This window comes from Rhizobacter sp., from assembly GCA_021153565.1.
Classification (GTDB): domain Bacteria; phylum Pseudomonadota; class Gammaproteobacteria; order Burkholderiales; family Burkholderiaceae_C; genus Albitalea.
Window position 1 is genome coordinate 1 of sequence record JAJKJU010000195.1, and the last position, 7,150, is coordinate 7,150.

6 protein-coding genes are annotated in these 7,150 nt (G+C 61.4%); 1 reads left to right on the forward strand and 5 read right to left on the reverse strand.

The features are described 5' to 3' along the window. Positions 1-96: 96 nt before the first annotated feature. The 5 genes from urtE to urtA all read right to left on the reverse strand — a co-directional run bounded on the left by urtE (position 97) and on the right by urtA (position 6,264). On the reverse strand, positions 97-789 hold the full coding sequence (urtE, locus tag AC30NL_RS12185; RefSeq protein ID WP_489464269.1) for an urea ABC transporter ATP-binding subunit UrtE: 693 nt from the start codon (positions 787-789) through the stop codon (positions 97-99). 119 nt (positions 790-908) lie between these two features. Next, the gene (gene urtD / locus AC30NL_RS12190; RefSeq protein WP_489464270.1) at positions 909-1,796 is read right to left on the reverse strand and encodes an urea ABC transporter ATP-binding protein UrtD; all 888 of its coding nucleotides are present in this window, start codon (positions 1,794-1,796) and stop codon (positions 909-911) included. Beyond that, positions 1,793-2,872, reverse strand: coding sequence for an urea ABC transporter permease subunit UrtC (urtC, locus tag AC30NL_RS12195; protein WP_489464274.1), 1,080 nt, complete (start codon positions 2,870-2,872; stop codon positions 1,793-1,795). Before urtC ends, urtD begins: the two co-directional genes overlap by 4 nt. A gap of 224 nt (positions 2,873-3,096) precedes the next feature. Next, complete coding sequence (gene urtB / locus AC30NL_RS12200; RefSeq protein WP_489464271.1) at positions 3,097-4,638, reverse strand: urea ABC transporter permease subunit UrtB; 1,542 nt, start codon at positions 4,636-4,638, stop codon at positions 3,097-3,099. A 354-nt stretch (positions 4,639-4,992) separates the two neighbouring features. Next, the gene (urtA, locus tag AC30NL_RS12205; RefSeq protein WP_489464272.1) at positions 4,993-6,264 is read right to left on the reverse strand and encodes an urea ABC transporter substrate-binding protein; all 1,272 of its coding nucleotides are present in this window, start codon (positions 6,262-6,264) and stop codon (positions 4,993-4,995) included. Positions 6,265-6,773: 509 nt separating this feature from the next. On the opposite strand from urtA, the gene AC30NL_RS12210 reads away from it, so the two are divergent. Continuing rightward, positions 6,774-7,052, forward strand: a complete 279-nt coding sequence (locus AC30NL_RS12210) for a YkvA family protein (protein WP_489464273.1) — start codon at positions 6,774-6,776, stop codon at positions 7,050-7,052. Positions 7,053-7,150: the final 98 nt, after the last annotated feature.

Consider the following 7,150-nt stretch of genomic DNA (forward strand, 5'->3'; position numbering starts at 1 on the left):
CCTCCTCGCCATAGCGACGGCTATGACTCGTCGGCGCGCCTTGCACTGCGCTCCGACAGCGGCGCGATCAACCGACACTTGAGGCTTGACGCGACACTAGATCGACATGCGCCGCCGCACCCCATCCGTCTCCATCTGCTCCCCTCGCCCGCTCTGCACGATCTCGCCTCGCTCCATCACCAAGTACTGATCGGCCAGTTCCGCCGCGAAGTCGTAATACTGCTCAACCAGCACGATGGCCATCGTCTTGCGATCCGCCAGCATGCGGATGACTCGGCCGATGTCCTTGATGATGCTGGGCTGAATGCCCTCGGTGGGTTCGTCCAGGATCAGCAGCTTGGGGCGCGCGGCCAGTGCGCGGGCGATGGCGAGTTGCTGCTGCTGACCGCCTGAAAGATCGCCGCCGCGGCGGTTGGTCATCTGATTCAACACCGGAAAGAGTTCGAACAGCTCCGGCGGAATCGGCGTGCTGCCGGGCTTGTACGCAAGGCCCATTCGAAGGTTTTCCTCGACCGTCAGCCGACCGAAGATCTCGCGGCCTTGAGGCACGTAGCCCACGCCCTTGCGCACGCGCTCGTAGGGCATGTCACGGGTGATGTTCTGGCCGTCGAGCTGGATGCTGCCGGTCTTCACGAGCACCACACCCATCAGGCTCTTGAGAAGCGTCGTCTTGCCAACGCCATTGCGGCCGAGCACGACAGTCACTTCACCGAGCTTCGCCTCGAAGCCGAGGTTGCGCAGGATGTGCGAGCCGCCGTAGTACTGGTTGATGCCTGAGACCTTCAGCATGTTGAAGTCACCGTCTTCCTCGCTGAGGGATGCTTGGCATATCCTGAGCTTGTAGAGTCACGAACGCCCAGGCCTTATCCCAACCTTCCCCCAGCGGGCGAAGGGCCGGACGGCCACAACTACCGGCCAAGATACACCTCGACCACCTTGTCGTTTCCCTGCACATCGGCCAACGAACCCTCCGCCAGGACGCTGCCCTCATGCAGCACCGTCACCTTCTTTGCCGCGTTGTCGCGCGTGAGTTCATGGATGAATTTCATGTCGTGTTCGACCACCACGAGCGAATGATTCCCTTCCAGAGATAGAAACAGCTCCGCCGTACGCTGCGTCTCTTCGTCGGTCATTCCTGCCACCGGCTCGTCGAGCAACAAGAGCTTCGGGTCTTGCATCAGCAGCATGCCGATCTCAAGCCACTGCTTCTGCCCGTGCGACAACAGCCCCGCGATGCGTTGCGCGCTCCCCTTCAGGTGGATCAACTGCAGCATCGCCCCGATGCGGTCCAGCTGCTCGCCGTTCAGCCGGAAGAACATCGATGACTTCACGCCGCGATCGTCCTTCAGTGCCAGCTCGAGATTCTCGAATACCGACAGCTTCTCGAACACCGTGGGCTTCTGGAACTTGCGGCCGATGCCGATGGAAGCGATCTGGTTCTCACGCATGCGCAAGAGGTCGATGGTCGAACCGAAAAAGGCCTTGCCTGCATCGGGCCGGGTCTTGCCGGTGATGACGTCCATCATCGTGGTCTTGCCCGCGCCATTCGGTCCAATGATGCAGCGCAGCTCGCCTGCACTGATCGACAGCGACAAGTCGTTCAAGGCCTTGAAGCCGTCGAAGCTCACGGTGATGTCGTCGAGGTACAGGATGGCGCCGTGCGACACATCGATGATGCCTTCCTGCACCACCCGACCGTAGCTGGCCTCGCGTCCGCCGGACGATCCGGGGCCAGCCTTGCGCGCTTGCATCGCTTCGCGCCTGAGCGATCCGGCCTCCATCAGTTCCGGCGTCATGCCCGCTCTTCCTTCTTCGTGCTGCGGCGAAGCAAACCGATGATCCCTTGCGGCAGGAACAAGGTCACCGCGATGAAGAGCGCGCCCAGGAAATACAACCAGAACTCTGGAAATGCCTGCGTGAACCAGCTCTTCGCTCCGTTGACAAAGAAGGCGCCGACGATCGGCCCGATGAGCGAGGCACGACCGCCCACCGCTGTCCAGATCGCGATCTCGATGCTCGCGGCTGGCGACATCTCGCTCGGGTTGATGATGCCCACCTGCGGAACGTACAACGCGCCGGCAACGCCGCACATCACCGCGGAGATCACCCAGATCGTGAGCTTGTAGCGCAGCGGGTCGTAGCCCGTGAACATCACACGCGACTCCGCATCGCGAATAGCTTGCAGCACACGGCCGAACTTGCTCGCCACCAGCCAGCGTGCAAAGAGAAAGAAGCCAATCAGCGTAAGCCCGGTGATGACGAACAGCGTCATGCGCGTCGATGGCTTGGCAATCGCGATGCCGAGGACCCGCTTGAAGTCGGTGAACCCGTTGTTGCCGCCGAAGCCCGTCTCGTTGCGGAAGAAGAGCAGCATCGTCGCGAAGGTCATGGCCTGCGTGATGATGGAGAAGTACACGCCCTTGATGCGAGAGCGAAAGGCGAAAAATCCGAACACGAAGGCGAGCAAACCCGGCACGAGCACGATGAGCAGCAGCGTCGCGAAGAAGCTGTCGCTCACCGCCCAGTGCCACGGCAGCTTCTTCCAATCGAGAAACACCATGAAGTCCGGCAAGTCACTCTGGTAGTTGCCGTCGCGCCCGATCTGGCGCATGAGATACATGCCCATGGCGTAGCCGCCGAGCGCGAAGAAGACGCCGTGGCCGAGCGAAAGGATGCCGGTGTAGCCCCAGATCAAATCCATCGCGAGGGCACAGATGGCGTAGCACATGATCTTCGCGACGAGGGCGACGGCGTAGTCGCTCATGTGGAAGACACTGCCTTGGGGAACGAACAGGTTGAGCAGCGGAGCGAGGATGCAGATTGCAAGGGCAGCCAGCAGTGTGCCGGCCCTCACCCCAACCCTCTCCCGCAAGCGGGAGAGGGAGTATTCCGCCGAGGCCACCACCGCTTCCCCCTCTTCTGCCGAAGCCACCACCGCTTCTCCCTCTTCCGCCGAGGCCACCACCGCTTCCCCCTCTTCTGCCGAAGCCACCACCGCTTCTCCCTCTTCCGCCGAGGCCACCACCTCTTCCCCCTCTTGCTCCCTCTCCCGCTTGCGGGAGAGGGTTGGGGTGAGGGGTGCCCCAGGCAAGGCACTCACGCTTCAGCACTCCGCCCCTTCATCGCAAACAGCCCTTGCGGCCGCTTCTGGATGAACACCACGATGAACACCAGCACCATGATCTTCGCGAGCACCGCACCGGTCCATCCTTCGAGCAGCTTGTTGAGGATGCCCAAACCCAGGGCCGCATAGACAGTGCCGGCCAACTGCCCCACTCCGCCGAGCACCACCACCATGAACGAGTCGACGATGTAGCCCTGCCCCAGATCCGGCCCTACGTTGCCCACCTGTGACAAGGCGCATCCCGCCAGCCCCGCAATGCCGGACCCCAGCGCGAAGGCATAGGTGTCGACTTTCGCGGTATTCACCCCCATGCACGCCGCCATCGGCCGGTTCTGCGTCACACACCGAACGAACAAGCCGAGCCTCGTTCGCGCCACCATGAAAGCAAGACCGCCCAACACCAGCGCCGCAAAGACAATGATTGCGATGCGGTTGAAAGGCAGCGTCAGATTGCTCAGGGCCTGCACGCCGCCGCTCAACCACGAAGGGTTTTCCACCTGCACGTTCTGTGCACCGAAGATGGAGCGCACGCCCTGCATCAACACGAGGCTGATGCCCCAGGTGGCAAGCAGAGTTTCCAGCGGGCGGCCGTAGAGGAAGCGGATGACGCTGCGCTCCATCGCTGCGCCGACGAGTGCGGAGGCAAGGAACGCGGCAGGAATGGAAGCGACGATGTAGAAGTCGAAGAACCCCGGCACATAGGCCTTGAAGATGTTCTGGACCATATAGGTGGCATACGCACCGATCATCATCAGTTCGCCGTGCGCCATGTTGATGACGCCCATCAGGCCGTAGGTAATGGCGAGACCCAATGCCACCAGAAGCAGGATGGAGCCAAGGCTCGCGCCGGTGAAGACCACGCCCAGACGTTCGCCCCAGGCGAGGCGCGATTCGAGTGCCGACAGCGCCATCTGCAGTTGGGCCCGCACGTCGGCTTCGGTCTCGGCGTCTGGCTTCAAACGCTCAAGCAGCAGCGTTTTGGTCGCAGGCTCATGGCTGTCGGCCAAGGACTTGGCAGCATCGAGCCGCTTGGCTTTGTCGGTGGATGAGATGAGCACACCGGCACGCAGCAGGCCGAGCGCGGATTTCAGCTTTGCATCCTTCTCCGCAGCGTAGGCCTTCTCGATCATCGGAAGCTTGGATTCGTCGGCACCGTCGCGCAACTCCTTGACTGCGGCGGCACGTTCCGCGGTATCGGGCGACAGCAGCTTCAACGAGGCCAGCGCCGCCTCGATCTCGCGGCGCATGCGGTTGCTGTTGACGACATCGTCGGCGTTGTCGGGCAGCGTGGCGGCGTTGCCGGTGGCAGCGTCTTGCGCCTTGCCGTCGCGCACGATGAAGACCTTGTCGCCGGATGTTTTCACGGCGTCGTCGAGCAATGACTGGAAAAACTCTTGTGCCCGGGCGTCGCCGCTCGACGCCACCTGCGCGATAGCGGCGGCACGGGCGTCGTTTTCGCCTTGGGCCATGGCGCGGACCTGCTCCATGGTCAGCGCGTGGGTGGAAGACGCCATCCACAACCAACTTGTGCAGGCGAAGGCAATTCGGAAGACGCATGCATGCAGTGGATGATGGAACTTCATAATCTCAGAGGCTGAGAGTTTTTCGAGCGTGCCCGAGCAGCGCGTCAAAAGGCACCTGATCTAGGCGCAAAGCACAGCCATAGCCCGGTCTATGGCGAGCATTTGCAACGACGAGCAGGGGTCTTTTGACGTGATGAGCGGGCATGATCGAAATACTCTCAGCCTCACAGCGACAACCCTGACAGATCAGACAAATCTCGGCATCAACCCGGGATGAGGTATCGAAGGCCTTGCGCCAACCGGATGACACCTCGATACCCCCACAGCGAAGCAGCTCCCTTGCAATTAGATCTTCTCCGGCTCGTCCTTCTTCTTGTCGTTGCCTTCGATGTACGGGCTCCACGGCTTGGCCTTCACCGGCGCGGGGGTCTTCCACACCACGTTGAACTGACCGTCCGCCTTCACTTCACCGATGAACACCGGCTTGTGCAGATGATGGTTCTTCATGTCCATCGTCGACGTGAAGCCACCCGGCGCCGGGAAGGTCTGTCCGCCCATTGCAGCGATCACCTTGTCGGTGTCTGTGCTCTTGGCTTTCTCGACCGCCTGCTTCCACATGTGGATGCCGATGTAGGTTGCTTCCATCGGGTCGTTGGTCAGCGGCTTGTCGGCGCCCGGAAGATTCTTGGACTTGGCATACGCGGCCCACTGCTTCTTGAATGCCTCGTTGCTCGGATTCTTCAGGCTCATGAAGTAGTTCCATGCAGCCAGGTGGCCGACCAGCGGCTTGGTGTCCACGCCGCGCAGTTCTTCTTCTCCCACTGAGAAAGCCACCACCGGAACGTCGGTCGCCTTCAGACCTTGATTGCCCAGTTCCTTGTAGAAGGGAACGTTCGAGTCGCCATTGATCGTCGAGATCACGGCGGTCTTGCCACCGGCAGCGAACTTCTTGACGTCGGCAACGATGGTTTGATAGTCGCTGTGGCCGAAGGGCGTGTATTTCTCGTCGATGTCGCTGTCCTTCACGCCCTTGCTGTGCAGGAAGGCGCGCAGGATCTTGTTCGTGGTGCGCGGATACACGTAGTCAGTGCCCAGCAGCACGAAGCGCTTGGCGCCGCCGCCTTCCTTGCTCATCAGGTACTCGACAGCGGGAATGGCCTGCTGGTTGGGCGCGGCACCCGTGTAGAACACGTTCTTGCTGAGCTCTTCGCCTTCGTACTGCACGGGATAGAAAAGCAGTCCGTTGAGTTCCTCGACGACCGGCAGCACCGACTTGCGCGACACACTGGTCCAGCATCCGAACATGACGGCAACCTTGTCTTGCGAGATGAGCTGCTTGGCCTTTTCAGCGAAGAGCGGCCAGTTGGATGCAGGATCGACCACGACGGGTTCGAGCTTCTTTCCCATCACGCCGCCCTTGGCGTTGATCTCGTCGATGGTCATCAGGGCGACGTCTTTCAAGACCGTCTCGGAAATCGCCATCGTTCCCGACAGCGAGTGAAGAATGCCGACCTTGATGGTGTCAGCGGCTTGAGCAAGACTGCTCAGCGAGAAAGCACCGACGGCGAGGCCGACAGCACTCAGGGTTTTCGCGAATGTGCGACGGTTGTGCTTCATGAAAAGCGCTCCTTGGATGATGAATCTCCAGCCCTCACGGGATGGACCGACGCAGGTTAAGGAGCGGGGTGGTTTCCTGATATACGCCACATGGCGTAGATATGGTTTACCCCGTGATGCGCAGCAAACGCCGGGTGGGCAGCTCGACATGGAATTCGTCGGTGGAACCCCGCAGGATTCGGCGACTCTGTCGTGCAGGAGACTGCCCGTGTGTGAATGCGCTGGTGAAGAAGTTTGGCGCGTTGGAGCTGAGGGGCACCCCTTTCAAGGTCTTGTATTGGCTCCTCTCCCCTCTGGGGAGAGGTTGGGTGAGGGGCTGCGGTGATGGCAACCCATGGCTTTATTCACTGCCCACGGCCCTCACCCTGGCCCTCCCAGAGGGAGAGGGAGCGAAGACCTTGAAAGGGTGGAACTGAGAGGCTGACTCTTGCGGTCCGCCAGGACGACTCCATGTAAGGTCCGCGGTCCATGGGGTCCATGCTGTCGGGGCCGCCAAGCAGGAGAAGCCGATGTGGAAACGTACTGTCGTACTTTGGCGTGTCGTCCGCGCAGACGCGCAGCGTCTGTGGTTCGCCTTGCGGCATCCCGATGCGCCGATCTGGCTCAAGATAGGCACGGCGCTGATCGTGGCCTACATCGTCTCGCCGATCGACCTGGTCCCCGACTTCATTCCCTTCGTTGGCCTCGTCGACGACATCGTGATCGTGCCCTTTGCCATCCGCTGGCTGCTCGGGCGCTTGCCCGCGCACATACGCATGGACGCAGAGCGAGCGGCAAGGTCGCAATAAGGATTTGGATCGCGGTAGAGACACCCATTGCTGGACGCCCCCCGCACAGATCCCAGCGGGCGTAATTCACGCACTGGGCTCCTACCTTGGGTGTGTGA

What these genes read in the sequence shown, in the direction of transcription:
- urtE (WP_489464269.1), bottom strand. Translation starts at nt 789, where the DNA reads ATGCTGAAGGTCTCAGGCATCAACCAGTACTACGGCGGCTCGCACATC.
- urtD (WP_489464270.1), bottom strand. Translation starts at nt 1,796, where the DNA reads ATGACGCCGGAACTGATGGAGGCCGGATCGCTCAGGCGCGAAGCGATG.
- urtB (WP_489464271.1), bottom strand. Translation starts at nt 4,638, where the DNA reads ATGGCGTCTTCCACCCACGCGCTGACCATGGAGCAGGTCCGCGCCATG.
- urtA (WP_489464272.1), bottom strand. Translation starts at nt 6,264, where the DNA reads ATGAAGCACAACCGTCGCACATTCGCGAAAACCCTGAGTGCTGTCGGC.
- AC30NL_RS12210 (WP_489464273.1), top strand. Translation starts at nt 6,774, where the DNA reads ATGTGGAAACGTACTGTCGTACTTTGGCGTGTCGTCCGCGCAGACGCG.